This window comes from Aeromonas allosaccharophila (assembly GCF_000819685.1).
Taxonomy (GTDB): domain Bacteria; phylum Pseudomonadota; class Gammaproteobacteria; order Enterobacterales; family Aeromonadaceae; genus Aeromonas; species Aeromonas allosaccharophila.
Map to the genome: position 1 here is coordinate 1 of NZ_CDBR01000044.1, position 3,603 is coordinate 3,603.

The following is a 3,603-nucleotide window of genomic DNA, read 5'->3' on the forward strand; positions in this document are numbered from 1 at the left end:
GGGGGAGCAGGCGGCGCGCCAGCTGCTCGGTCAGATCGAGCAGGAGCAACCGCCGTTGGTGACAATCGCCCCCTGCCGAACCCTGTGAGCCCCATCACTTCCGACTGAACAAAAAGTGCGCTTTTTGTGACGTTGGCCACGAATTGGGAACGTTCCCATTTTGATCTGGCCAGATTGTCGGCATGCTAAATGGGAACGATACCAAAAACGCTCCGGCCGACAGACTGGCTCAAAAGGGCGATGCAGACCACTATTCAATGGCGTCACAGAGGGAAGACCCATGTCCAAGATCAACGCACAACAGCTTGCCACCCTGATCGACAAGATCGGCGGCAAGGATAATATCGCCACCGTCAGTCACTGCCTGACCCGGTTGCGCTTCGTCCTGAACGATCCGGCCAAGGCCGACAGCAACGCCATCGAAACCATTCCGGCGGTGAAGGGGAGCTTCACCCAGGGCGGTCAGTTTCAGGTGGTGATCGGCAACGAGGTGGAGCAGTGGTACAAGGCGCTGACCGAAGAGATCGGCGTCAGCGGGGGCAGCAAGGAGGCCGCCAAGCAGGCGGCGCGCCAGAACATGAACCCGCTGGAGCGGGGCATCTCCCATCTGGCGGAGATCTTCGTGCCGCTGCTGCCCGCCATCATCACCGGCGGTCTGATCCTGGGCTTTCGCAATGTCATCGGCGACATCAAGATGTTCGACGATGGCACTCATTCTCTCACCGAGATCAGCCAGTTCTGGGCGCAGGTGCATGCCTTCCTCTGGCTGCTGGGCGAGGCGATCTTCCACTTCCTGCCGGTGGGCATTTGCTGGTCTGCGGTCAAGAAGATGGGCGGCTCCGAGATCCTGGGCATCGTGCTCGGTATCACCCTGGTCTCCCCGCAACTGATGAACGCCTACGGCATCGGTCAGCAGACCCCCGAGGTGTGGGATTTCGGCCTGTTCGTGATCCAGAAGGTGGGTTATCAGGCACAGGTCATTCCGGCCCTGCTGGCGGGGGTATTCCTGGCCTGGGTGGAGACCAACCTCAAGCGCATCATTCCGGCCTATCTCTATCTGGTGATTGTGCCCTTCGTCTCGCTGCTGTTGGCGGTGATAGTGGCCCACGCCTTTATCGGCCCGTTCGGTCGCTGGATTGGTGAAGGCGTCGGCTTCGCCGCCAAGGCGGCCATGACCGGTTCCTTCGCTCCCATAGGCGCTGCCCTGTTCGGCTTCTTCTATGCGCCCCTGGTCATCACGGGTATCCACCACACCACCAACGCTGTGGATCTGCAGTTGATGCAGAGCATGGGCGGCACCCCGATCTGGCCGCTGATCGCACTCTCCAACATCGCCCAGGCTTCTGCGGTCGTCGGCATCATTCTGATTAGCCGCAAGGAGAACGAGCGGGAGATTTCCGTGCCTGCCGCCATCTCCGCCTACCTGGGCGTGACCGAACCGGCCATGTACGGCATCAACCTCAAATACAAGTTCCCCATGCTGTGCGCCATGGTGGGTTCCAGCCTGGCGGCGCTCATCTGTGGCTTCGCCGGTGTGATGGCCAACGGCATAGGGGTGGGTGGCTTGCCGGGCATCCTCTCCATCCAGCCCCAGTATTGGGCCGTCTACTCAGTCGCCATGCTGGTGGCCATAGTGGTGCCGGTGGTGCTGACTCTGCTGGTCTACAAGCGCCAGCAAGCGGCGGGCAAGCTGGCCCAGGCCAGCACCTGACTCAACGCATCAGGGCGACTCGCGGGTCGCCCTCTCCATTTCATATTCGAAACAAGAGAAAGACCCATGAGCCAAACACCCTGGTGGCAGAGCGCCGTGATTTACCAGATCTATCCCAAGAGCTTTCAGGATTCCGCTGCCCGTGGCACCGGCGATCTCAAGGGGATCATGGCCCGCCTCGACTATCTCAAGACCCTGGGGGTCGATGCCCTCTGGCTGACTCCGGTTTACGTCTCCCCGCAGGTAGACAACGGCTACGACATCGCCGACTACCTGGCCATCGATCCCGCCTACGGCACCATGGCCGATTTCGAAGCGTTGCTGGCTGCCGCCCACGCGCGCGACATCCGCATCGTGATGGATATAGTGGTGAATCACACCTCCACCGAGCACGGCTGGTTCAAGTCGGCGCTGGGGGATAAAAACAGCCCCTACCGCGACTACTACATCTGGCGCGATCCGGTGGATGGCGGCGTGCCCAACAACTGGCAATCCAAGTTTGGCGGCAGCGCCTGGGAGTTGGATCCCGCCACAGGTCAGTACTACCTGCACCTGTTCGCCCGCGAGCAGGCGGATCTCAACTGGGAAAATCCGGTGGTGCGCGCCGAGGTGAAAAACATCATCCACTTCTGGGCCAAGAAGGGGGTAGACGGTTTCCGCCTCGATGTCATCAACCTTATCTCCAAGGATCAGACGTTCCCGAACGACGAGATTGGCGATGGCCGCCGCTTCTACACCGACGGGCCGCGTATCCATGAATTCCTGCAAGACGTTAGTCGCGATGTCTTTGCCCCGGTCGGTGCCATGACGGTGGGGGAGATGTCATCGACCAGTCTCGAGCACTGCCAGCGCTATGGCGCGCTGGATGGTTCCGAGCTCTCCATGGTGTTCAACTTCCACCACCTCAAGGTGGATTACCCCAACGGCGACAAGTGGACCAAGGCGCCGTTCGATTTCCTCGAGCTCAAGCGCATCTTCAATCACTGGCAGAGCGGCATGCACGGCAAGGGGTGGTCGGCGCTGTTCTGGTGCAACCACGATCAGCCGCGCATCGTCTCCCGCTTCGGTGACGAGGGCGAGCATCGGGTGGTGGCCGCCAAGATGCTGGCCAGCACCCTGCACGGCTTGCAGGGCACCCCCTACATCTATCAGGGGGAGGAGATCGGCATGACCAACCCCGGCTATCAGCGCATCGATGACTATCAGGATGTGGAAAGCCGCAACATCTTCGCCATCAAGCAGGCCGAAGGAGTGAGCGAGGCTGAGATCCTGGCCATTCTCGGCGCCAAGTCCCGCGACAACTCGCGCACTCCTATGCAGTGGAGTGCCGCGCCCAACGCCGGTTTCACCAGCGGAACTCCCTGGCTCAAGCCTGCTGCCAATTACCCCGAGATCAACGCCGAGGCGGCGCTGGCCGACCAGAACTCGGTGTTCTGGCACTACCGGGATTTGATCCGTCTTCGCAAGGCGCACCCCATCTTCACCCTGGGGGATTATCAGGAACTGCTGGCGGGGCACCCGCAGATCTGGGCCTATACTCGCCGCGCCAACGGTCAGACCCTGCTGGTGGTGAGCAACTTCTACGGCGAGCCGGTGGAGTTTGCCTTGCCTGCCGAGCTGCAAAGCGGGCAAGGTCACCTGCTGCTGGGCAATTACCCCGATAGCCCGGCCCAACCGCAATCGGGTATGCTGCGCCCTTATGAATCCCTGATCTGGCTGATGGAGTAGGCGATGAGCGAGGTGATGACGAAGGCGGCGGCAATAGCACGCGGCCCCGAGTGGCAGAAGATGGTGGCGGGGGAGCCCTATGATGCGGCTGACCCCGAGTTGAAAGCAGCGCGCGAGCGCTGCCGCAGGCTCTATCACACCTTCAACACTAGCTGGCAGGAGAA

General features: G+C 61.3%; 3 protein-coding genes. All 3 read left to right on the forward strand.

The window, feature by feature from the left end:
* Nucleotides 1-280: 280 nt before the first annotated feature.
* Nucleotides 281-1,711, forward strand: a complete 1,431-nt coding sequence (gene treB / locus BN1115_RS09375; protein WP_042656938.1) for a PTS trehalose transporter subunit IIBC — start codon at nt 281-283, stop codon at nt 1,709-1,711.
* A gap of 66 nt (nt 1,712-1,777) precedes the next feature.
* Nucleotides 1,778-3,439 carry an alpha,alpha-phosphotrehalase gene (gene treC, locus BN1115_RS09380; RefSeq protein WP_042656939.1) on the forward strand — a complete coding sequence of 554 codons (1,662 nt, stop codon included), beginning with the start codon at nt 1,778-1,780 and terminating at the stop codon, nt 3,437-3,439.
* A gap of 3 nt (nt 3,440-3,442) precedes the next feature.
* On the forward strand, nt 3,443-3,603 hold a 161-nt coding region (locus tag BN1115_RS09385), incomplete at its 3' end, for a maltose acetyltransferase domain-containing protein (protein WP_042656940.1).